Source organism: Pseudomonas sp. KK18, from assembly GCF_037094675.1.
Classification (GTDB): domain Bacteria; phylum Pseudomonadota; class Gammaproteobacteria; order Pseudomonadales; family Pseudomonadaceae; genus Aquipseudomonas.
The window spans coordinates 737861-760401 of sequence record NZ_CP146605.1; the positions used below are offsets into that span (position 1 = coordinate 737861).

At 62.7% G+C, this 22541-nt stretch carries 18 protein-coding genes; 5 read left to right on the plus strand and 13 right to left on the minus strand.

All coding sequences use genetic code 11. The features are described from left to right. The 5 genes from cobG (at nucleotide 1) to V6607_RS03230 (ending at nucleotide 5386) form a co-directional block, all read left to right on the plus strand. Entirely contained in the window at nucleotides 1-1302 is a 1302-nt protein-coding gene (gene cobG / locus V6607_RS03210) for a precorrin-3B synthase (RefSeq protein ID WP_305955642.1), read from the plus strand. After that, entirely contained in the window at nucleotides 1295-1921 is a 627-nt protein-coding gene (locus V6607_RS03215) for a precorrin-8X methylmutase (RefSeq protein ID WP_003217338.1), read from the plus strand. Before cobG ends, V6607_RS03215 begins: the two co-directional genes overlap by 8 nt. Further along, nucleotides 1921-2652 carry a precorrin-2 C(20)-methyltransferase gene (locus V6607_RS03220; protein WP_003217336.1) on the plus strand — a complete coding sequence of 244 codons (732 nt, stop codon included), beginning with the start codon at nucleotides 1921-1923 and terminating at the stop codon, nucleotides 2650-2652. Before V6607_RS03215 ends, V6607_RS03220 begins: the two co-directional genes overlap by 1 nt. Next, nucleotides 2652-4292 carry a precorrin-3B C(17)-methyltransferase gene (cobJ, locus tag V6607_RS03225; RefSeq protein WP_134325665.1) on the plus strand — a complete coding sequence of 547 codons (1641 nt, stop codon included), beginning with the start codon at nucleotides 2652-2654 and terminating at the stop codon, nucleotides 4290-4292. Before V6607_RS03220 ends, cobJ begins: the two co-directional genes overlap by 1 nt. 302 nt (nucleotides 4293-4594) lie before the next feature. Further along, the gene (locus V6607_RS03230) at nucleotides 4595-5386 is read left to right on the plus strand and encodes a hypothetical protein (RefSeq protein WP_102606174.1); all 792 of its coding nucleotides are present in this window, start codon (nucleotides 4595-4597) and stop codon (nucleotides 5384-5386) included. A gap of 1 nt (nucleotide 5387) precedes the next feature. Here V6607_RS03230 and V6607_RS03235 read toward each other — a convergent pair whose 3' ends face one another. The 13 genes from V6607_RS03235 to V6607_RS03295 form a co-directional block, all read right to left on the minus strand. Then, complete coding sequence (locus V6607_RS03235) at nucleotides 5388-5984, minus strand: MarC family protein (RefSeq protein ID WP_003217330.1); 597 nt, start codon at nucleotides 5982-5984, stop codon at nucleotides 5388-5390. A 184-nt stretch (nucleotides 5985-6168) separates the two neighbouring features. Then, nucleotides 6169-8946 carry a hybrid sensor histidine kinase/response regulator gene (locus V6607_RS03240; protein WP_102606175.1) on the minus strand — a complete coding sequence of 926 codons (2778 nt, stop codon included), beginning with the start codon at nucleotides 8944-8946 and terminating at the stop codon, nucleotides 6169-6171. A gap of 102 nt (nucleotides 8947-9048) precedes the next feature. Further along, nucleotides 9049-10341: a phosphoribosylamine--glycine ligase gene (gene purD / locus V6607_RS03245; RefSeq protein ID WP_003217326.1), complete on the minus strand. Its 1293-nt coding sequence runs from the start codon at nucleotides 10339-10341 to the stop codon at nucleotides 9049-9051. Between the two features lie 138 nt (nucleotides 10342-10479). Next, nucleotides 10480-12087, minus strand: a complete 1608-nt coding sequence (purH, locus tag V6607_RS03250; RefSeq protein ID WP_008439025.1) for a bifunctional phosphoribosylaminoimidazolecarboxamide formyltransferase/IMP cyclohydrolase — start codon at nucleotides 12085-12087, stop codon at nucleotides 10480-10482. Between the two features lie 81 nt (nucleotides 12088-12168). Continuing rightward, nucleotides 12169-12489, minus strand: coding sequence for a DNA-binding transcriptional regulator Fis (gene fis / locus V6607_RS03255; protein ID WP_003186237.1), 321 nt, complete (start codon nucleotides 12487-12489; stop codon nucleotides 12169-12171). Next, a complete protein-coding gene (gene dusB / locus V6607_RS03260) occupies nucleotides 12486-13499 on the minus strand; it encodes a tRNA dihydrouridine synthase DusB (RefSeq protein ID WP_003217321.1) in 1014 nt (337 codons plus the stop codon). Before dusB ends, fis begins: the two co-directional genes overlap by 4 nt. A 185-nt stretch (nucleotides 13500-13684) precedes the next feature. Further along, on the minus strand, nucleotides 13685-14947 hold the full coding sequence (locus V6607_RS03265) for a DUF3426 domain-containing protein (RefSeq protein ID WP_134325666.1): 1263 nt from the start codon (nucleotides 14945-14947) through the stop codon (nucleotides 13685-13687). Between the two features lie 30 nt (nucleotides 14948-14977). Then, nucleotides 14978-15856, minus strand: a complete 879-nt coding sequence (gene prmA / locus V6607_RS03270; RefSeq protein WP_003217316.1) for a 50S ribosomal protein L11 methyltransferase — start codon at nucleotides 15854-15856, stop codon at nucleotides 14978-14980. Nucleotides 15857-16144: 288 nt separating this feature from the next. Beyond that, nucleotides 16145-17506 (minus strand): acetyl-CoA carboxylase biotin carboxylase subunit, encoded by a 1362-nt coding sequence (accC, locus tag V6607_RS03275; RefSeq protein WP_003217312.1) that lies wholly within the window; start codon nucleotides 17504-17506, stop codon nucleotides 16145-16147. A gap of 17 nt (nucleotides 17507-17523) precedes the next feature. Continuing rightward, complete coding sequence (accB, locus tag V6607_RS03280) at nucleotides 17524-17985, minus strand: acetyl-CoA carboxylase biotin carboxyl carrier protein (RefSeq protein WP_003217309.1); 462 nt, start codon at nucleotides 17983-17985, stop codon at nucleotides 17524-17526. Between the two features lie 25 nt (nucleotides 17986-18010). Further along, on the minus strand, nucleotides 18011-18466 hold the full coding sequence (aroQ, locus tag V6607_RS03285) for a type II 3-dehydroquinate dehydratase (RefSeq protein ID WP_003217307.1): 456 nt from the start codon (nucleotides 18464-18466) through the stop codon (nucleotides 18011-18013). Nucleotides 18467-18730: 264 nt separating this feature from the next. Beyond that, complete coding sequence (locus tag V6607_RS03290) at nucleotides 18731-20692, minus strand: methyl-accepting chemotaxis protein (protein WP_008439017.1); 1962 nt, start codon at nucleotides 20690-20692, stop codon at nucleotides 18731-18733. 52 nt (nucleotides 20693-20744) lie between these two features. Beyond that, the gene (locus V6607_RS03295; RefSeq protein ID WP_134325667.1) at nucleotides 20745-22415 is read right to left on the minus strand and encodes a PleD family two-component system response regulator; all 1671 of its coding nucleotides are present in this window, start codon (nucleotides 22413-22415) and stop codon (nucleotides 20745-20747) included. Nucleotides 22416-22541 lie beyond the last annotated feature (126 nt).

Genomic DNA, 22541 nt, shown 5'->3' on the forward strand with positions numbered 1-22541 from the left:
GTGAAACCAATACCACCGTCCAATACCTTGCGCCCCTCGGCCTGTCCGGGGTTGCTGCGTATTGTCCAGGCGTTGGATGGCGGGATTTGCCGGATCAAACTGGCGGGCGGTTCGATCCGTGCCGAGCAGGCGTTTGCCGTGGCCGACGCCGCCCAGGCCCATGCCGGCGGGGTGATCGAGGCGACCAACCGCGCCAACCTGCAGATTCGCGGGATCGGCGCCGAACAGGATGCATTGATCGCCGCCTTGCTGGCCGCCGACCTGGGCCCCAAGCGTGCCGCCGGTGATGATGTGCGCAACCTGATGCTCAGCCCCAGTGCCGGCATTGACCGCGAGATGCTGTTCGATACCCGACCGTTGGCCGACCAGATCCTCACCACCCTGGAAACCCACCCGCGTTTCCATGAGCTGTCGGCCAAGTTCGCCGTGCAACTGGACGGCGGTGAAGCCCTGGCCATGCTCGAGCATCATCACGACCTGTGGCTGTCAGCCTTCGATGCCAATGGCAACACGCTGTTGGCATTCGGCCTGGCAGGCTGCCCGGCGCGGGAAGCGCCCTTGGCGGCGGTACCTTTGGCGCAAGGGCATGCACTGGTGGTGGCGGTGCTGGAACGGTTCCTTGAACTGGCCCGGCCTGATCAGACCCGTATGCGCCATCTGCTGGCTGAAACCGCTGTGGATAACTTTTTGCGGCAGCTGAATATGCCATTGCAGCCGGTTGATGGCTTTTCAAGGCACTCCAACCCCGCGCCGCTGCACCTGGGAAGTTATCCACAGCGCCAAAAAAACCAGGTCTACGTCGCCGCCGTCGCACCCTTGGGCCGCCTGGATTCGGCGATGCTCAGGGGCGCTGCGCAACTGGCCGTCGACCATGGCGACGCCACCTTGCGTGTCACGCCATGGCAAGGCCTGCTGCTGCCCAATATCCAGGATGCGGCGGCTGTCACCGAACGCCTCGAACAGCTTGGCTTTTTGTGTTCGGTGGACCAACCCCTCGCACGGATGATCGCCTGCACCGGCGCCGGCGGTTGCGCCAAAGGCCTGTCCGACACCAAGGCCGACGCCGTGCAACTGGCCGCGCTAGCGCCCGGCCACAGCGTGCACCTGTCCGGCTGCCCGCGTTCCTGCGCGGCCGCACACACCGCGCCGGTCACCCTGCTGGCGGTAAGTCCCGGCCACTACGACCTCTATTTTCGCGACGCAGGCCTGCCCGGTTTCGGCCGCCTGCACGCGCGCACTCTTTCTATTGAAGCGGCGGGCGCCTTGTTGCGCGCTCACCCACGGAGCAACACCGATGATTGATTACATCCGCGACGGTCAGGAGATCTATCGCAACTCCTTCGCGATCATTCGCGCAGAAGCCCGGCTTGATCGCATCCCTGCCGACCTGGAAAAACTCGCGGTGCGGGTGATTCATGCCTGCGGCATGGTCGACGCCATCGACGGCCTGCAATTTTCCGAAGGTGCCGGCAAGGCCGGGCGCGAAGCCCTGGCCGCTGGCGCGCCGATCCTGTGTGATGCGCGGATGGTCTCCGAAGGCGTGACCCGTACGCGCCTGCCGGCCAACAATCAGGTGATCTGCACCCTGCGCGACGACAGCGTGCCGGAGTTGGCCCGCGAGCTGGGCAACACCCGTTCCGCCGCCGCCCTGGAGCTGTGGCGCCCGCACCTGGAAGGCAGTGTGGTGGTGATCGGCAATGCGCCGACAGCTCTGTTTTACCTGCTGGAAATGCTCGACGCCGGCGCGCCAAAACCTGCACTGATCCTCGGTTTTCCAGTGGGCTTTGTCGGCGCCGCCGAATCCAAGGCGATGCTGGCGGCAGACAGCCGCGGCGTACCGTTTGTGATCATGCAGGGCCGCCTCGGCGGCAGTGCGATGGCCGCCGCCGCGGTCAACGCCTTGGCCACGGAGGTCGAATGATGCCGGCACGCGGACGTTTGATTGGCCTGGGCGTAGGCCCCGGCGATCCGGAACTGATTACCCTCAAAGCCCTGCGCCTGCTGCGCGAATCGCCGGTGGTGGCGTACTTCGTGGCCAAGGGCAAGAAGGGCAACGCCTTCGGCATCATCGAAGACCATTTGGTGCCCCAGCAAACCCTGATGCCGCTGGTGTACCCGGTGACCACTGAAGTGTTGCCGGCGCCGCTGTCCTACGAGCAAGTGATCAGCGATTTCTACGACACCGCCAGTGTCGACGTTGCGGCACATCTGGACGCGGGGCGCGATGTGGCGGTGATCTGTGAAGGCGACCCGTTCTTCTACGGCTCCTACATGTATTTGCACGACCGCCTGGCCGAGCGCTACGAAGCCCAGGTGATCCCGGGTGTGTGCTCGATGCTCGGTGGCGCCTCTGTACTGGGCGCACCGTTGGTGTACCGCAACCAGAGCCTGTCGGTGCTTTCCGGCGTGCTGCCCCATGACGAACTCAAGCGTCGCCTGGCGGATGCCGACGCGGCGGTGATCATGAAGCTGGGGCGCAACTTCACCAAGGTGCGTCAGGTACTGGAAGAATTGGGATTGGCGAGCCGGGCGTTGTACGTCGAGCGCGCGACCATGGCCAATCAGAAAATCGTCGCCCTGGATCAGGTCGATCCGACGTCCTCGCCGTATTTCTCGTTGATCATCGTTCCCGGTGAAAGGTGGCAAGGCTGATGACGGCTCCCGCGATTGTCATCCTGGGGCAGGGCAGCCTCGCCACGGCCCGCGCTATCCAGCAGGTGTATCCCGACGCACTGATCCACGGCCTGGCCGGGCGGGTCGAGGGCGCAGATCAGGCCTATAACGAATTCGGCGCCAGCGTGCGCCAGTTGTATCAACAGGGCACGCCGATCATCGCGCTGTGCGCCGCCGGGATTGTGATCCGCACCCTGGCGCCGCTGCTGCTGGAGAAGGGCATCGAGCCTGCTGTGCTGGCCGTCGCCGAAGACGGCAGCGCGGTGGTGCCGTTGCTCGGTGGCCTCGGTGGCGTAAACGTGATGGCGCGGGAAATCGCCGCGGCCCTGGACGTTGCCGCCGCGATCACCACCAGTGGCGAGCTGCGTTTTGGTACCTGCCTGCTCAACCCGCCCCATGGTTATCAGCTGGGGGATCTGGAACTGGGCAAACGCTTTGTCTCGGATTTGCTGGCTGGCGAATCAGTACGCATTGAAGGCGCGGCGCCGTGGCTGGATCAGGCCAACTTGCCCCAGGATCAACAGGCGCGCCTGGCGATTCACGTCGGCAGTGCCGAGCGCACACCTGCGGCCAATGAGTTGCTGATTTATCCGAAGACGGTGCTGGTTACCTGCCAGCCGGGGCCGCAACTGGCCGGGCGAATTCGTGCGGCGTTGCAGGATGCCGGGCTCGCCGTGCAGTCCCTGGCTTGCTTGCTGGCGGCTGAAACGGAGATGGCCGATTCGTCATTGCACGAAGCGGCGTTGGAGCTGGGCGTGCCATTGCGCTTCGCCGATCTGGCGCCTCAGGCGGATATCGCAATCACGGTGGCCGAGGCCCCTCTGGACCTGTCCCTGATCGGTCGTCCCCGTGGCCGCCTCGCGGTGATCGGCTTGGGCCCCGGCGCTGCCGAACTGATGGTACCGGCAGTAAAAGCCGAGCTGGCCCGCTGCACCGACGTGCTGGGTTACGAAACCTATGTGCGCATGGCCGGGCCGTTCCGCGCGGACCAGATCCAGCATTGCACCGACAATCGCGAAGAGATGCAGCGCGCGCGTCATGCCTTTGAGCTGGCGGCGCAGGGGCGTTCGGTGGTGGTGGTGTCTTCGGGTGACCCGGGTGTATTCGCCATGGCCGCTGCGGTGATCGAAGCCTTGCACGAGTCCGGCGACCCGGCCTGGCATCAGGTCGACCTGGAGATTTTGCCGGGCGTATCGGCATCCCTCGCCACGGCGGCCCAGGCAGGTGCCCCGCTGGGGCATGACTTCTGTGTGATGTCACTGTCGGACAACCTCAAACCCTGGTCGATCATCGAGAAGCGCCTGGACCTGGCGTCCCAGGCCGACCTGGCGCTGGCGTTCTATAACCCGATCTCCCGTGCGCGGCCCTGGCAGTTGGGACGCGCCCTGGAAATCGTCGCGCAGCACCGCACGCCTGAAACACCGGTGGTCTTGGGCCGTGACATCGGTCGCCCGGGCCAGACCCTGCGAGTCACCACCCTGGGGCAACTGACGCCGGAGCAGGTGGACATGCGCACCATGGTGCTGATCGGTTCGTCCACCACCTGCGTCTTTGCGCGGGCAGGTGGTGGCGAGTGGGTCTACACGCCACGTTGGTACGGCGAGAAACCCGCCTCCTGAAAACAACGGCGGCCCCGCCATGGGGCCGCCTTGAAACGTCAGTCATTGATGCCGGAAAGGTCTGCTTGCCGAGGTTTTTTTGCATCGGCTCAAGTCATACCTTTCTCTACGGCTTGAAGAAAAGCACGGCGCTTTTGTGTGCCGCCGCCTCATCCCCAGCGTTTACTCAACTGCGCCGCCTGCAGTGATTTTTCCTGCGGGTCGTGGCGCGTCCCGTGGTCAATTTCCAGCAGCTCAAAATCCCCGGCAAGTCGACTAGTGTTGGCGTTGAGCCCCATGTTGGGGGTTATGGAGAAATGGCTATGGAGCGAAACAACAAACGGATCAACAGCGCAAAAAGGAGGAAGCTGATTGCCGCTTACCGGCTTCCGGGCGCGCCCGGCCTGGCGTCGGGGTTGAGCGCGCCGGTGAAGCCCGAGGCGGATGATGAGCTGGACGCGGCGGTGGTGAACAACAGCGTCATGTCGTTTGTGCAAGGCATGACCAGCCTCAACAAGGAGTACACCCGCAAAAGCTATCTGCTGGCGAGCAGCTACGTCAGCGATGTGCTGCGGGTCGCCCGGGGCACAGAGGCCTGGTACAACGAATTCATCAAGGTCATGAGCAGCCTCGGCTGGATGCCGGTCAGGAGCAGTTTCGAGCGGGTGTACACCTCTCGCAAGGGGCTGTCGGTACAGCTGGCGGCGCTGAACCTGATGGCGGCCACCGTGGCCTCGACGTTTCTGTCGGGGCCGCTGATCAGTGTATTGCCCAAACGGGTGGCGGAGGCGGTTGAAGCCTTGAAGCAGCTCCCGGCCTCATTTGAGTTATTCAAGCGAAATACCACCACGCGTGACGGTGGCGATTTCGGCTTGGCGTCCTGCTCGGAAATCGCCGGGGAAGTTTCGATGGTGCTGGTGACGTACAGCTCCCACGGCGTCAGCAAGCAACTGGGCATACCGTTTCTGGAGTGGGACAGTGCATCCGTCGAGGCCTTCAGTGGCCGCACGTGCCTGGTGCTGAACAGCTCGGTGGTCAACGAAGACACGATTCAACTGCTGCGGGACAGCGCAGGGGACAAGGTCCGCCTGGCTATCGCCAACTACAGGATTTGATCTACGGCACCAGGTAACCGCGTACACCGGTGAAGATGATTTGTGCGGCCAGGGCGCACACGAACAGCCCCATCAACCGGCTGACAATCTGCAAGCCCTGGTCGCCGAGGATGCGTTCGATACGGTTGGACAGGTACAGCACCACGCCCACCGTCAGGCTGGCCAGGGCGATACTGAGGATCGCGGTGATCTTGTCGTCCCAGTGCGGCTGGCTGACGCCCATCACCAGCAGCGCACCGATGGTGCCGGGGCCGACGGTCAGGGGAATGGTCAGCGGCACGATGGTCACGTCCTGCTGCACGTTGTCGGTCTGCACCGCCGACTTGCCTTGGGCCATGCCCAGGGCCGAGATGAACAGCACACTGCCGGCGCCGATGCGGAAGGCGTCGACGGTGATGCCGAACACACTGAAAATCACCCGGCCGAACAGGTAGAGCAACACGCTCGATACCAGGGTGGCGAGGGCCACTTTCCAGGCCAGGCGCCGCCGCTCCTTGCTGGAGTAACCGCGAGTCAGGCTGATAAAGCAGGAGAGCACGAAGAAGGGGCTGTAGAGCACCAGCATCTTCAGGTAAACGCTGAATAGCACGTGGAGCATGGTGGGAGCTCGCAGCGAAGGAGGGCGAGCGGGAGTTTATCAGGCCTGTGACGAACGGGCTGCACTGATCCCCTGTAGGAGCGAGCTTGCTCGCGAAGGTCGTTAACGATAACGCGGGCTTTCTGGTTTAACGCGGCGCTCTCAGGTTCTTCGCGAGCAAGCTCGCTCCTACAGGTTGGGCGTGTCAGGAAGTCGGGGCGTGCTCGGGGCGTTGTGCCCGCTGTGCTACCCAGTACTCCACCAGCTCGCGCAATTGCGACAACTCCACCGGCTTGGCCATGTGCCCGTCCATCCCGGCCTGGCGCGCACGCTCTTTGTGTTCCGAAAGAATATGCGCCGTCAGCGCCACGATCGGCGTACGAATGCGCTGGTTGCTGACTTCCCACGCCCGCAGTTGCTGGGTCGCGGAGAAGCCGTCGAGGATCGGCATTTCACAGTCCATCAACACCAGGTCGTAGCGCTGGGCCTTCATTGCCTGCAGGGCTTCTTCGCCGTTGCTGGCGGTGTCGGGCTGCAGGTTGAGCTTGCCGAGCATGCCGCGAATCACCTTGGTGGAGATGCTGTTGTCCTCCGCCACCAGGATCCGGAAGTCACTCGGCACGGTCACCGGGGCAGGCGCGCTGATCGCCGGCTGGCGTGGTTGCACGGAGCCCTTGCTGCGCTGGGTCAATTCATCGGCAAGGGTGGTCTTGAGGGTATAGCCGGCCACGGGTTTGGCGAGGATGCGCTTGATCCCGCAGTTGCGCGCGATGATCTTGCTCGGCGCATTGCTGATGCCGGTGAGCATGATCAGCAGGATGTCGTGGTTCAGGCTCGGGTCTTCCTTGATCTTCGCCGCCAGTTGCATGCCGGTCATGCCGGGCATGTTCTGGTCCAGCAGCACCACGTCGAAATAGTCCCGCAGGTGCGCCTTGGTGCGCAGCAGCGCCAGGGCTTCCTTGCCCGAAGGCACGGCGCTCACGTTCAGGCCCCAGGCCGTGCATTGCTGCACCAGCACTTTGCGGCAGGTGTCGTTGTCGTCCACCACCAGCACGCGCGCGCCCTTGAGCGGGCCGTCTAGGTCCGAGGTCGGGTGCTCCAGGCGTTCCGGGTCCAGCGGCAAGGTCAGCCACAATGTGCTGCCTTGCTGGCTGCCACTCTTGATGCCGAATTCGCCGTTCATCAACAGGATCAGCTGGCGGGCAATGACCAGGCCCAGATGGCCGCTCAGGCGGGTGGCAGAGAGGAAGTTCTTGCTGTGCAACTCGCTGTGCAGCAGGGCGTCGCGCTCGGCGGGTTCCATCGGCAGGCCGCTGTCTTGCACGGCAATGCGCAGGCGCGGTTTGCTGCTGCGCTCGTCCAGTGCGACGACGATCAGTACTTCGCCTTCATCGGTTTTTTGCAGGGCATTTTCCAGCAGGCTCAACAGTGCCTGGCGCAGCCGCGTCGGGTCGCCGCTGATCACCCGGGGTACCTGGGGCTGGATAAAGCTGATCAGCTCGACGTTCTGCTGCTCGGCCTTGGCGCGGAAAATACTCAGGCAGTCTTCGATCAGCGCGTTGAGGTCGAACTGCACATCGTCCAATTCGATCTGCCCGGATTCCAGCTTGGAGATGTCGAGAATCTCGTTGATCAGGGTGAGCAGTTCGTTGCCGGCGCTGTGGATGGTTTGCACGTAGTCGCGTTGCTTGACTGAAAGCGGGGTGCCCAGCAGCAGTTCGGTCATGCCCAGCACGCCGTTCATGGGCGTGCGGATTTCGTGGCTGATCTTCGCCAGGAATTCGGCCTTGGCGGCGATTTCGGCGTTGCTGGCCGCCAGGTCGCGGCTGAGGCTGAAGTTGTCTTCGGTGATGGCGCGCTGGCGTTCGCCCAGGGCCAGGCTCATCAACAGGCCACTGAGGCAGATAAAGCCGAGCAGGGTGATGATCAAGCCTTGTGGCGGCACCAGCGTCAGGCCCAGCAAGGCCGGGAGAATAATCAGCGTGCCGATGTTGAAGATCACCATCGCCAGCATGAACAGGCGCGCCGGGCGGTAGCCCTTTTGCCAGTGATAGGCCGAGACGAACAACATGCTCAGGCCGGCCAGCGCCACCAGGGCGTAGGTGATGATGTTCAGGGGCAAGGTGTTGACGAACAGCAGCAACAGGCCGGTCAGGACGATCAGCAGGATGTCGGCCATCAACAGCTTGTTCAGCGGATGCGGGCCCAGTGGCGCAAAGAAGCGGTAGGCAAACATCAGCCCGCACGGCGCGGTCAGCAGCAGGGCGAGGTAGGCACCGGGGGTTTGTACCGCGTGCCAGTTCGGCAACCACGGGCCCAGCACGTTGAGCAGCAGCGCAAGGCTCAGCAGCAACAGCAATTCGCAGGCGGCGAGCCACAGGCTGCTGCGGGAGCGATGGTAGGCGTAGCGGGTGAGGTTGTGCAGGATCAGCATCACCAGGCAACCGAACAGCAGCCCGTAGATCAGCGTCTGGTTCTGGTTGGCCGCAGCCAGCACGGCCGGCTCAAGGGTGATGTAGGGGCGCAGCTCGTGTTCCGAGACCATGCGCAGGTACACGTCCAGCGGCTTCTGGCTTTGCGGCATCGGCAGCATGAAGTCGCTGCTGGGCAGCGGGCGCTCGGCCTGGGGCTGGCGGGTGCCGGTAGCTTCCTGCTCCACCAGGGTGTCGCCGTCGAGTACATACAGGTTCAGGTGTGACAGGTCAGGGGCGAATACCCGCAGCACTTGCTCGTGTTTGCCGGGTTGCAGCCTGAAGCGTACCCACAACGCACCGTCCGGTTGCGCGGCGGTAATCCGGTCCAGTTCGATGGGGCTGAATTGATTGATGTAGCGGGGCGAGCGGATGTCGCTCAGTTGCAGATCGGCCTGTTCATCAAGCAATACTGCCCAGCCACTGCCTTGTGCGGCGGCCTGGGCCGGGAGCAAGCAGAGCAAGGTCAGCAGACTGACAGTGAAACCTATGGCGATCCTGAGCCAGCGCACGGCGAAATCCCTTCGTAGGTTGATGCATGGGTATAACTATGCGCGGGGCCACAAGCGTAGGGCAAGGGCCAGAGGCCCCTGCCTAACCGAACGGATAGCTGTTTACTGACTTTCGCCACGCTCACGGGCAATGGCGCGGTAGCCAATGTCGGTGCGGTAGAAGCAGCCTTTCCAGTCGATCTTCGCCGCCAGCTTGTAAGCCTGTTGCTGGGCGGCATCTACGCTGCTGCCCATGGCGGTTGCGCACAGTACGCGACCACCGGCGGTGACGACCTTGCCATCCTTGAGCGCGGTGCCCGCGTGGAACACCTTGCCTTCCAGCGTAGCAGCCGCGTCCAGACCTTCAATCACATCGCCCTTGGCGTAGTCGGCCGGGTAGCCGCCGGCGGCCAGCACGATGCCGACGCTCGGGCGCGGGTCCCACTGGGCTTCGACCTTGTCCAGGGCCTGGGCCAGCGCAGCTTCAACCAACAGCACCAGGCTCGATTGCAGGCGCAGCATCACCGGTTGGGTTTCCGGGTCGCCGAAGCGGCAGTTGAACTCGATGACTTTCGGATTGCCGGCCTTGTCGATCATCAAGCCGGCGTACAGGAAACCGGTGTACACATTGCCTTCGTCGGCCATGCCGCGCACGGTTGGCCAGATGACCAGGTCCATCACGCGCTTGTGCACTTCGGCAGTCACTACCGGAGCAGGGGAGTAAGCGCCCATGCCGCCGGTGTTCGGGCCGCTGTCGCCGTCACCCACACGTTTGTGGTCCTGGCTGGTGGCCATCGGCAGTACGTTCTTGCCGTCGACCATCACGATGAAGCTGGCTTCTTCGCCGTCGAGGAATTCTTCGATCACTACGCGCGAACCGGCTTCACCGAAAGCGTTGCCGGCGAGCATGTCGCGCACGGCGTCTTCGGCTTCGGCCAGGGTCATTGCGACGATCACGCCTTTACCGGCGGCCAGGCCGTCGGCCTTGATCACGATCGGTGCACCGACCTCACGCAGGTAGGCCAGGGCCGGCTCGATCTCGGTGAAGTTCTGGTAGTCGGCGGTCGGGATCTTGTGGCGCGCCAGGAAATCCTTGGTGAAGGCTTTCGAACCTTCCAGCTGGGCAGCGCCGGCGGTTGGGCCGAAGCAGTCCAGGCCACGGCTGCGGAACAGGTCCACAACGCCAGCTACCAAGGGCACTTCCGGGCCGACGATGGTCAGGGAAACGTTTTTCTCGGCAAAGTCCGCCAGTTGCTCAAGGGCCAACACGTCGATGGCGACGTTTTCGCACTTGGCTTCAATGGCGGTACCGGCGTTGCCGGGGGCGACGAAAACTTTCTGGACACGTGGGTCCTGGGCAACTTTCCAGGCCAGGGCGTGTTCACGGCCACCGCTGCCAATGATCAAAACATTCATTTCAAAAACCTCGGATGACGCTGAATTCTGACCGTTCCCACGCTCTGCGTGGGAATGCCTCTTGTGACGCTCTGCGTCACGCTTTGGGACGCGGAGCGTCCCGGGCTGCATTCCCACGCAGAGCGTGGGAACGAGCAATCAGTGACGGAAGTGGCGCATGCCGGTGAAGACCATGGCAATGCCGGCTTCATCAGCCGCTGCAATCACTTCTGCGTCACGCATCGAGCCGCCCGGTTGGATCACGGCGGTAACACCGGCTTTCGCGGCGTTGTCCAGGCCATCACGGAACGGGAAGAATGCGTCGGACGCCATCACCGAACCGGCGACCTGCAGGCCGGCATGTTCTGCCTTGATCGCAGCGATGCGTGCCGAATTCACGCGGCTCATCTGGCCCGCGCCGACACCGATGGTCTGGCGGTTCTTGGCGTAGACGATGGCGTTGGATTTAACGTACTTGGCGACTTTCCAGGCGAAGATCAGGTCGTTGATTTCCTGTTCGGTCGGGGCGCGCTTGGTCACCACTTTCAGATCGGCGCTGCCGATCATGCCGATGTCGCGGCTCTGTACCAGCAAGCCGCCGTTGACGCGCTTGTAGTCCCAGGCAGCGGCACGCTCGGCCGACCACTCGCCGCACGCCAGCAGGCGCACATTGGCCTTGGCGGCAACGATGGCGCGAGCCTCTTCACTGACGGATGGCGCGATGATCACTTCAACGAACTGACGCTCGACGATCGCCTTGGCGGTCTCGGCGTCCAGCTCACGGTTGAAGGCGATGATGCCGCCGAAGGCCGACTCTGTGTCGGTGGCGTAGGCCAGTTCGTAGGCCTGGCGGATACCGCCTTCAGCGTCCGGGCTCACGGCCACGCCGCACGGGTTGGCGTGCTTGACGATCACGCAGGCTGGCTTGACGAAGCTCTTCACACATTCCAGCGCGGCGTCGGTGTCGGCCACGTTGTTGTACGACAGCTCTTTGCCTTGCAGTTGGGTCGCGGTGGCGATGCCGACTTCAGCAGGCTTGGCCTCGACGTAGAACGCCGCGCTCTGGTGCGGGTTCTCGCCGTAGCGCATTTCCTGGGCCTTGATGAACTGGCTGTTGAAGGTGCGCGGGAACTGGCTGCGACCTTCAGTGCTCAGGGTTTCAGCCGCCTGGTTCACGGTGCCCATGTAGTTGGCGATCATGCCGTCGTAGGCAGCGGTGTGTTCGAAGGCCTTGAGCATCAGGTCGAAGCGCTGGGCGTAGGTCAGGCCGCCGGCTTTCAGGCTTTCCAGTACGTTGGCGTAGTCGCTGGCGTTCACCACGATGGCCACGTCTTTGTGGTTCTTGGCTGCCGAGCGAACCATGGTCGGGCCGCCGATATCGATGTTTTCGATGGCGGTCGGCAGGTCGCAGCCTGGCTTGTTGATGGTGGCTTCGAACGGGTACAGGTTAACGGCAACCAGGTCGATCGGCTTGATGCCGTGCTCGCTCATGATGGCGTCGTCGATACCGCGACGACCGAGGATCCCGCCGTGGATTTTCGGGTGCAGGGTCTTGACCCGACCGTCCATCATTTCTGCGAAACCGGTGTAGTCCGCCACTTCCACTGCGGCCACGCCGTTGTCCTGCAGCAGTTTGAAGGTCCCGCCGGTGGAGAGAATCTCCACGCCCAGGGCTTCCAGCTCCCGGGCAAATTCGAGGATCCCGGTCTTGTCGGAGACACTGATCAAGGCACGGCGGATCGGCAGGCGGGTAGTCTGGTCGGTCATTTCAATTTCCATCAAAAGCAAAGGAGTCAGCAAAAAAGGCGTCCGTTTTTACGCGGGCGCCTTTCTGGTTTGATTGAATGCTTACAGCAAATCGTACTGCTTGAGTTTCTTGCGCAGCGTGCCACGGTTCAGACCGAGCAGCTCACTGGCCTTGGTCTGGTTGCCCTTGACGTAGTTCATCACGCTTTCGAGCAACGGCGCTTCGACTTCGGAGAGCACCAGGTTGTACACGTCCGTGACGGCAGCGCCCTCAAGGTGGGCGAAATAATTGTGCAGCGCCTTCTCGACACTCCCGCGAAGGGTCTGGCCTTCTTCGCTCGGCGTGTTGAGGTGCTGTTTCAAATTGACGTTGTCGCTCACGGGTGTTGTTCCACTCACTAAAGTCTCGGTCATCATCGTCATGCGGCCACCCCTTCTCCGTCCCCTGTCACCAGGCTCTTGTAACGCTCGGAGAAGAACTCACGAACGTTGGCGCACTGTGCTTCCGTATCATCCAAACGATTGAAGTGGGCGCGAAACTCCCTGGCGCCCGGCAAGGTTGCGAGATACCAGCCCACATGCTTGCGAGCAATGCGTACTCCCATCACGTCTCCGTAGAAGGCGTGCAGGGCGGCCAGATGCTCTAGCAGAATACGTTCCACCTCGATCAGCTCCGGTGCCGGCAAGGTTTCGCCGGTACGCAGAAAATGCTCGATCTCACGAAAAATCCACGGCCGCCCCTGGGCAGCCCGGCCAATCAACAGGCCATCGGCGCCGGTCGCGTGCAGCACGCGCCGGGCTTTCTCGGCTGAGTCGATGTCGCCGTTGGCAAAGACGGGAATCGACACCGCCTGCTTGATCGCGGCAATGGTGTCGTACTCGGCTTCACCGGTGTAAAGGTCGGCGCGGGTGCGGCCATGCACCGCCAGCGCTGTAATGCCCGCCTGCTCGGCGATCTTCGCCACCGTCAGGCCATTCTTGTTGTCCCGGTCCCAACCGGTGCGGATCTTCAGGGTGACCGGCACATCCACTGCAGCGACAACGGCATGCAGGATCTCGCTCACCAACTGCTCATCCTTCAACAGGGCAGAACCTGCGGCCTTGTTGCAGACCTTCTTGGCCGGGCAACCCATGTTGATATCAATAATCTGCGCCCCCAACTCCACGTTGGCCCGGGCCGCATCCGCCAGCATCTGCGCATCACCGCCGGCGATCTGTACCGAGCGGGGCTCGGGATCACCTTCGTGGATCATGCGCATCCGTGATTTGCGGGTGTTCCACAGGCTCATGTCGCTGGTGACCATTTCCGAGACTACAAGCCCTGCGCCCAAACGCTTGCAAAGCTGACGAAAGGGCTGGTCGGTGACGCCCGCCATCGGGGCGAGGATCAAGCCGTTGTGCAATGTGTATGGGCCGATGCGTACCGCCGACATAGGACTTCCCTGTTGTGGGGCCGGATCATTAGAGTTCGAAAAAGGGTTGGCATGATACCCGCTCTCGATGACTGGATAAAGGCTGAATTGGATAAAATCTGAGCAGTTATTTTCTTATCGCCGCAGGTTTGGTCAAAGGCGATGCAGTCAATAATCTGCCGTCAAGCACCGGCCAGGCAGCCGTTTCACTCGGGGGAGTGGAAGCTCAGGCTGTAATTCACCGCTTTGTTGCCCGGGTCGAGGATGTCCAGGGCAATGTGGATCGGCGTCTGGGAGGGCATCTCGGTCACGCCTGCTAACTCGCCGCTGAGGTATTCGGCGGGTTTGAAGCGACGACTGGCGATCATATTCCCGTTCATGTCGGCAAAGCGTAGCTCCAGCAGCGGGAACGGTTGGGAGAATGTCGCGCGGTTATAGATGATCGCGTCCACCACCAGGGCACCGGCAAACTCCGGGTGGCTGCGCACCACCAGGTTGCTGCTCTTGATGTGGGCGATATCGACGCGGGATGGCACGGTGCAGCCCAGTTTCGGGCACAGTTCCTGGAACCATGGGCGGTAGGCGTCCTGGCGTGCCAGGTCGTCGAATTGGTAGGCGACGTATTGTCCCGCCAGGCCGGCGGCGGCCAGCAGCACCAGCAAGCCCCAGAACAAACGGCGGCCCCAGCCGGAGGAGCGCTTCCGGGAATACAGGTGCAGCGGGTCGTCTTCCAGGTCCGAAAGCAGGTCGTCGTGGGCGCCGGCCTCGGGGCGAGGGCGCTTGCGTTTGGGCTGCGGGCGTTCCGGTTGTTCGGGTTCCGGCTCGTCCGCTACGGCGGTTACCGGTGGGTCGAGTTCGTCATCGGTGGTGCTTGTGTGCAGCGGTGGTTCGTCGTCCGGCTCGACCGCTTCAAACGACATCGACGGTTCGGTGCGCTTGGGTTTGCCTGGGCTTGCCTTGGCCGGTTGCGGTTCGTCGTCGGCCGTTTGCGGGGCTTGGGCCCGTTCATCCCGGGGTTCGCTGAACAGGCTGGAGGCCCATTGCTCTTCCTCGGCCTTGGCCGTATCACGGCTGGCGCTGAGGGCATCTTCCTTTTGCCGACGATCGGCGCCGGGCTGGCGACGGTCGGCACCCACGGGCTGGGTGTGCTGGATCTCGCGACGTTCCAGCTTGGCCAGTTCTACGTCGAGGTCCAGGTTATCCAGGTCCAGCTCTTCGGCGGTCCATTGCTTCTGGCTGATGGCTCGCGGCGCTTGGGGTGGCGGTTCTACGGCTGCCGGCGGCTCTGCCGCAGGTGGTGCCTGGGGCGCGGGCGCATTGGCGCGCTGCTCCAGCAGTTGGCGAGCGGCATTGAACACTTGCAGGCACGACCCACAGCGCACCACGCCACGGGCCACGCTCAATTGAGCGTGGTTGACGCGAAAGCGTGCTTGGCAGTGTGGGCACTGGGTGACGAAACTGTCGGTCATGCGGCCATCCGATTCATGCAGGCGCTCATTCTAGCGCCGACGACCACTGATGCGTACCCAGCCATCGCGGTTGGCGATCGGATCCAGCTCAAAATCCTGGGCGTAGGCGGCGGCAACGTCTTCGCCCTGTTCGGCGAGGATGCCCGACAGCGCCAGGCGGCCGCCCGGCTTGACCAGGCTCGACAGCTGCGGCGCCAGGGAAACCAGCGGCCCGGCGAGGATATTGGCCACCAGCACGTCGGCCTGCACCTGGGGCAATTGCTCCGGCAGGTACAGCGGGAATTTCTCTTCGGCGATGTTATTGCGCCCGGCGTTATCGCGGGAGGCTTCCAGGGCTTGCACGTCGATATCGGTACCGACCGCTTCCTTGGCGCCCAGCAGCAGGGCAGCGATCGCCAGGATCCCCGAGCCACAGCCGAAGTCCAGCACGTTGCAGTCTTTCAGGTCCTGGCCATCGAGCCATTCCAGGCACAGCGCGGTGGTGGGGTGGGTGCCGGTGCCGAACGCCAGGCCCGGGTCCAGCAGCAGGTTCACGGCGTCAGGCTCGGGGGCGGCGTGCCAGCTCGGCACGATCCACAGGCGCTGGCCAAAACGCATTGGCTGGAAGTTGTCCATCCAGCTGCGTTCCCAGTCCTGGTCTTCGATGATTTCGCTGTGATGCTCCGGCAGCGGGCCGCCGGTGAGCAGTTCCATGTGGGCCAGGACGCTGGCGGCATCGGTGCCGTCTTCGAACAGGGCCAGCAGATGGGTGTGGGACCACAGAGGGGTGGTGTTGAGCTCGGGTTCGAAGATCGGCTGGTCTTCGGCGTCCATGAAGGTCACCGACACGGCGCCCACTTCGAGGAACGCGTCTTCGTAGGTTTCGGCTTGTTCTGGGCTGATGGCGAGACGGACTTGCAGCCAAGGCATGGCGGGCACCTTTGAAAAAATGAGTGTGCAGCGGGGTAGGGCTGCGAAAGACGCGCAAGTTTACGCGAGCGAACAGCAGAAGACGACTGTACTGCTGGTGTACACAGAACAAAATGTGGGAGCGGGCTTGCTCGCGAATGCGGTGTGTCAGTAATGGATGTGTTGACTGGCACACCGCATTCGCGAGCAAGCCCGCTCCCACAAGGGGAATGTATCCATCCAGAAAAATCGGGTGGGCAGAAACAACAAAACCGCCCGAAGGCGGCTTTGTTGGGTGGAGCACTTCGCTTACTGATTAGCCAGCTTGTGTTCCAGGTAGTGAATGTTCACACCACCTTCGCAGAAGCCTTCATCGCGAACCAGGTCCCGATGCAGCGGGATGTTGGTCTTGATGCCGTCTACCACAATTTCGTCCAGGGCATTACGCATACGGGCCATGGCCTCGTCGCGGGTGGCGCCCCAGGTGATCAGCTTGCCGATCAGCGAGTCGTAGTTGGACGGAACCTTGTAGCCGCTGTACAGGTGCGAATCCACACGTACGCCGTTGCCGCCGGGCGCGTGGAAATGCTTGACCAGGCCAGGGCTTGGGATAAAGGTTTTCGGGTCTTCGGCGTTGATCCGGCACTCCAGGGAGTGGCCGTGGATCTTCACATCATCCTGGGTAAACGACAGCTTGTTGCCAGCGGCGATGCTCAGCATCTCCTTGACGATGTCGATACCGGTGACCATCTCCGAAACCGGATGCTCTACCTGCACACGAGTGTTCATCTCGATGAAGTAGAAACGGCCGTTTTCGTACAGGAACTCGAAAGTGCCCGCGCCACGGTAGTTGATGTCGATGCACGCCTTGACGCAGCGAGCCAGTACTTCCTGGCGAGCTGTTTCGTCCAGGCCCGGTGCCGGCGCCTCTTCCAGTACCTTCTGGTGACGACGTTGCAGCGAGCAATCGCGGTCACCCAGGTGGATGGCGTGGCCCTGGCCGTCGGACAGTACCTGCACTTCCACGTGACGTGGGTTGGTCAGGTACTTTTCCAGGTAGACCATCGGGTTGCCGAACCAGGCGGCAGCTTCCGAGCGAGTCTGCTTGGCGGCTTCGATCAGTTCTTCTTCCTTGTGCACCACGCGCATGCCGCGACCACCACCGCCACCGGCGGCCTTGATGATCACCGGGTAACCGACTTCGCGACCAATGCGCAGGGCGGTTGCCTCGTCTTCAGGCAGCGGGCCGTCGGAACCTGGAACGGTAGGTACGCCGGCCGCGATCATGGCGTCCTTGGCCGATACCTTGTCGCCCATCAGGCGAATGGTTTCGGCTTTCGGGCCGATGAAGGCAAACCCGGATTTCTCCACCTGTTCGGCGAAATCGGCGTTTTCCGCGAGGAAGCCGTAGCCGGGGTGGATGCCATCAGCGCCGGTCACTTCAGCGGCGGCGATGATGTTCGAGACTTTCAGGTACGAGTTCGTGGCCAGTGGCGGGCCGATGCAGATGCTTTCGTCCGCCAGTTTCACGTGCATCAATTCGGTATCGGCCGTCGAGTAAACAGCGACGGTCTTGATGCCCTCTTCCTTACAGGCGCGCAGGATACGCAGCGCGATCTCGCCGCGGTTGGCGATCAGGACTTTTTGCAGTTTCTTCGCAGGTTTCAACATCGAAGGCGCTCCGCGGTTCAAACGATGGTGAACAGCGGCTGGTCGTACTCAACCGGCTGACCGTTTTCTACCAGGATGGATTCGATGACGCCGGCTTTTTCCGCCGTGATGTGGTTCATCATCTTCATCGCTTCAACGATGCAGATGGTGTCGCCCACTTTCACGGTTGCGCCGACTTCAACGAAGGCTGGCGAGGTCGGTGCCGGGGTGCGGTAGAAGGTACCGACCATTGGCGACTTGACCACGAAACCGTTCAGTTTTGGAGCAGCCGGAGCTTCGGCAGCAGCCGCGACCGGAGCAGCCGCCACGGGTGCAGCGGCCGGAGCCGGCGCTTGCATCTGTGGTGCGTAGAACTGTTGGGCCGGGGTCTTGCTGTGACGGCTGATCCGTACGGATTCCTCGCCTTCCTTGATCTCCAGCTCGTCGATACCGGATTCTTCCAGCAGTTCGATCAGTTTCTTAACTTTACGGATATCCATGAATCATCAACTCCCAAAGGGTCGGTCAGGGGCGCTTGGCCGTGTCTTCAAGCTGTTCCAGGGCGGCCTCCAGGGCCAGTCGGTAACCGCTGGCGCCAAGGCCGCAGATCACTCCTACCGCAACGTCGGAGAAGTAAGAGTGATGGCGGAAAGGTTCGCGTTTGTGCACGTTCGATAAATGCACTTCGATGAATGGGATGCTCACCGCCAGCAGCGCGTCACGTAATGCAACGCTTGTGTGCGTAAAAGCGGCGGGATTGATCAGGATAAAGTCCACGCCTTCGCTGCGCGCGGCATGGATGCGATCAATCAGTTCGTACTCGGCATTGCTTTGCAGGTAGAGCAAATGGTGGCCGGCATCACGTGCCCGTCGTTCCAGATCGAGGTTGATCTGTTCGAGGGTCACTGCCCCGTAGACGCCCGGTTCGCGGGTGCCGAGCAGGTTCAGGTTGGGTCCGTGAAGAACCAGTAAGGTCGCCATCGGCTGTTCCTTGTTATTGATGTGGGCACGGTAGAACCCGGCGACTATGCCGCAAAGGCTTTGTGACTGTCCAGTTCTATGCAGTAGGCAGCACGATTAGCGAGGATTGCGCAAAATATGTGACCGCAAGGCTGAATCCGGTCAGTGTGGGAGCTGGCTTGCCTGCGATGGCGGTGGTTCAGCCGCCACATGCGTTGACGGGTGCGCCGCCTTCGCGAGCAAGCCCGCTCCCACATTTTGATCTTCACAAGACGGGAGAGCCGGTCAGACGCGGAATGCCTGCACGGCGGTGTTGAGTTGCCCGCCTAGTACCAATAAGTGCTCGCCCTGGCGGCGTCCCTGGCCAATTCGCAGCAAGTTGTCCTCGCCCAGCTGGTGAATCCGCTCGCTGTTATCGCGGATTTCACTCACGGCGCCACTTTGCTGGGCCGTCACATCGGCGATCCGCACGGCGGTGTCGGAAATGGTCTGGATCGCCCCGACGATTTCATCCAGCGCGCCGTCAGCCGCCTGGGCTTGTTCGGCAGTGGCTTCGGCGTGTTCGACCTGGGCGCGCATGCCTTCCACCGATTGCCGGGCGGCGGTTTGCAGGCCGGCGATCAGATGCTGGATTTCGGCGGTGGCGCCAGCGGTGCGCTGGGCCAGGGAGCGCACCTCATCGGCCACCACGGCGAACCCGCGCCCAGCTTCACCGGCCCGGGCGGCTTCGATGGCGGCGTTCAGCGCCAGCAGGTTGGTCTGGTCGGCAATCGAGCGAATCACCGTGAGTACGCCGCCGATGGTCGCGGACTCTTCGGCGAGTTTCTCGATCATCTGCGCATTTATCTGCACTTCGCCGACCAATGCGTGCAACCCGGTCAGGCTCAGGCCGATCACCCGTTGGCCCTGCTCGACGGCCTGGCCCGCGCTGCGGCTGGCCTCGGCAGCCTGGCTGGCGTCGCCGGCAACCTGCTGGATAGTCGCTTCCAGTTCGCCCAGGGAATCGCGAATCTGCGCGGTATCACCGGCCTGGCGCTCGGCCCCGTCGTGCATGCCGCTGCTCAACTCCGCCAGCGCGCTGCTGCTGCCGGCCACTTGCTCGGCGTTGCCTCTGATGGTGCCCACCAGGTCCACCAGGTAGGCGCGCAGGCGGTTCAGGGACTCTTCGATATCGTGCAGTTCGCGGTTGGTCTTGCCCAGGGCAATGTGTTGGCTGAAGTCACCTTCGGCCCAGGTGGACAAGGCCGGCGCCAGGTTGGTCAGCACCCGCGCCAGGCGCCGCTGCAAGGTGTCGATCAAGAGGGCGATCAGCAGAATCAGGCCGATCATCACGCCTTGCATCAGCCGCACTTCGCCCTGGATCTGCGCGTGCTGGGCGCGCACCACAGGCTCCAGCCCGGCGATGGCTTGCTGCACGGCGTTGATTTTCAGGTGGGTGGCGGTGGCCAGTTCGGTGCGTTGCTGGATTTGTTCGCGGGTGCGTTTCAGCTCGGCGGGGTAGCGGGTCAGCAGGCTGTTGAGTTCGCGCTTGAGGTCGACGCCGGTGTCCTGGGCCACGGTTTTTTCAGTGTTTTCCAGGCCCATCATGGCCGAGAAATCGTCGGTACTGGACTCGCTGCTGGCGGTCACCCCCAGTAATGGCAGCTGCCCCAGCACGTCAGCCTGGCTGCGGATATTACTGACTTCGCGCTCCACATCGTCGGCCAGTTCGCTGCGCCCGCTGCTCACCAGCTTGTCCCGGGCCAGGGAGAGTTTCGCCAGGTGCTGGGACGCAGCGAGCAACGGCGGCAGATAGCGCGCCGCCTCGGGCGTACTGACGCCGCTGGCGTACTGGTTCAGTTGCTCCAGGTTGGCACCGAGTTCGCGTTCGGCTTGCAGCAACAGGGCTTGCGGGTCGCCGGCCAGCTTACCGGCGGCCAGCAGGTCGGTCTTGCCGAAGGTGTCCAGGTCGGCAAGGCTGGGACGCAGGTTTTGCGCCAGCTCTGCGGGTAACTCATCCAGCTGCTGCAACAGGTTTTCCAGGCTCTGGCTGGCGCTGCTCAGGCGCAGGGCGTCGCCGCTGGCGAGGTAATCGTCGATATTGCGCGCGGCCTGGTTCTGGAACGTCTGCGACAGGCCAAGGTAGCGCTCCATCAGCAGGTAAGGCCGTTCCAGGGCACGTTGCGACCACCAGAGCGTAGCGCCCAGGGCCAGGCAAACGGCGACCAGAAGGAGGGTGTTCAGATTCGTCAGCAGCTTCAGGCGCATGCGTGGTTTCAACCGACAGCAGAAGTAAGTGCCTGAAGTTATTGCGTTTCCATTACAGAGTTATGACGGATTCGGTGGATTCCGGTGAAAAGGTGGCACTTTGCTTTGATGCGCGCGCCGACATCACCCGGTTACGCCCGGCATCCTTGGCGCGGTACAGCGCCTCGTCGGCCTGGGCCGCCATCATCAGGCTGTCGGAGCCATCACACAGCTCCACCACGCCGGCACTGAACGTGCACCACAAATCCTGTGGCTGGGCGGGATAGTGAATCTCGGCAAAGCGCCCGCGAATCTCGTCAAGTACTTGGCAAGCCCTGTCGAGGTCGGTGTCGGGCATCACGATGGCAAATTCTTCGCCGCCGTAACGGCCTATATAGTCGGTCTTGCGCAGGCGCTGCTTGAGAAACAGCGCGAGGCTCTTGATCACCCGGTCGCCCATGGGGTGGCCGTGGCTGTCGTTGACCCGCTTGAAGTGGTCGATGTCGAGCATCGCAAAACTCAGCGGCTTGCTCTCGCGGCGCGCGCGGAAGCTGCAGTCTTCGAGCAGTTGCAGGATGTGGGTGTGGTTGTACAGCCCGGTGAGGCTGTCGCGCACCATCCGCGCCTTGAGGTTGCGTGCCCGCGCGGCGCGGTTGCGTACGGTGGTGATCAGGTGCCGCGGCTTGATCGGCTTGGTGAGGAAGTCGTCGCCGCCTTCGCTCATGGCGTCCAGTTGCTTGTCCAGGTCGTCTTCGGCCGAGAGATAGATGATCGGCACGCTGACGTAGCGGTCATTGTGACGGATCACCTTGGCCAGCTCGGTACCGGTGCAGGCCGGCATATACATGTCGAGGATGATCAGGTCGGGCTGGAAGTCCGCCAGCTCGGCCATGGCCTGGATCGGTTCGATCAGGGTGCGGGTAACGATACCGGCACTGTTGAGCAGGCGCTCGGTGTGCATGGCCTGGGCCCGCGAGTCGTCGATGATCAGCACTTTATAAGGTTCGTACTGGGCGACGCAGGTCAGCACTTCGATTTTTTCCAGCAGGCTCGACGCCTCCAGGGTGCCGGTGAGGAACTCCTGGCCGCCGGCGCGCACGGCGGCCAGGCGGGTTGGGGTGTCGGTTTCGTGCAGGCTGAAAAACAGCAGTGGCAGCTTCTGCTCCAGGCTTTCCTGGGCTTCGGCGGCGAGCTTCAGGCCGAGGCCGGCGCCGCAGAAATCCACATCCATCACAATGGCCGCCGGCAAGCGCTCGGCCATGGATGAGCGAAACGCCGCCACGCTGTCGAGGGACTGGGCGCTCAAGCCGAAAAATTCCAGCTGCTTGGCCAGGCGGTCGGCGCGGTCGTGATCGGCCAGCATCACGTAGATCGGCTTGCGCATCGGCGGCAGCAGGGTTTGTTCCAGCTGGTCGCCCTGGCGCAGCCCGGTGCGCGACAGGCGCTGCATCAAACGGTTGAGTTCGGTGATCAGGTGGCTGCTCAGGCGGCCGCGGTTGTCGTCCACCGCCTTGAGTGAAGCGCCGATCTGGTGCGCCAACTGGCCGTGTTCCGGCTGCTCGAAGCGCTCGGCAAAACGCAGCAGGCGCAGGTTGGCCTCACTGAGCTCTGACAGGTCAGTGGTCGACCATTCGCTGCGTTGCAGGCGCTGCCAGATCTCAAGAATTTGACGTGCCTGATGAATTACCCGCTGGGCAAAATGGTGCTTGAGACGCTCACGGCTGGGGTCTTCTGGCTCGGTCATATCCTGACTACTAGTTAGGCTGCATGCTGAGGTCGAACTGATGGCTCTATGCTAGCACCTCTTTTCCGTTGCACGAGTGTCATACGTCAATTAACTGCAAGGTCGCAGAGATTCATTTATCGACCA